Below are 530 nucleotides of genomic sequence, written 5' to 3'. Positions count from 1 at the left end.
TTTCCTGATTGAACGAGACGGGTATAAGTCGCTTTGAAAACAGGGTTACACTGCATAGCAGACATCATTGCCATATATAGAACGGTTCGAACTTGCGCCCTTCCTCCTTGAATCACCCGTTTGCCTTTGTAGCGCCCACTTTCTCGAGTAATGGGTGCGACACCAATGAGTGAAGCGGCTTGTTTGTTGGTGATGTAACCCAGTTCGGGAACGTTGCTGATGATTGATGCCGCTGCGATGTTTCCAATGCCCGGAACACTTTGTAGGATGTCGTTTTTGGTCTGATATTCTGGACACGATTCGATGAGTTTAAGCAGCTTATCCTCGATGTTTGAAATCTGTTTTTTCATAGCAGTTAGCATTGGCTTGATGGTCGAATGCAGAGATTTTGGCAATACCTGAATACGATTCTTCTCCATGGTTTGCATAGAGAGTAGCTGATTACGGCGTATGACTAAGTCACTCATCAATCGAATGTTTTCTGCTTTTATGATGGAGATGTCGGGCTTGATAGCTTCTGCGTAATGAGC

1 protein-coding gene is annotated in these 530 nt (G+C 44.7%); it reads right to left on the bottom strand.

The window, feature by feature from the left end:
- Window positions 1-530: transposase (locus Q8W40_RS28055; protein ID WP_305402114.1), on the bottom strand; the 530-nt coding region annotated here is incomplete at both ends.

It is taken from the genome of Vibrio penaeicida (assembly GCF_030689305.1).
Classification (GTDB): Bacteria; Pseudomonadota; Gammaproteobacteria; order Enterobacterales; family Vibrionaceae; genus Vibrio; species Vibrio penaeicida_B.
The sequence above is the reverse complement of the archived record's forward strand: the minus strand, read 5'-3'. Positions and strand labels throughout refer to the sequence as shown.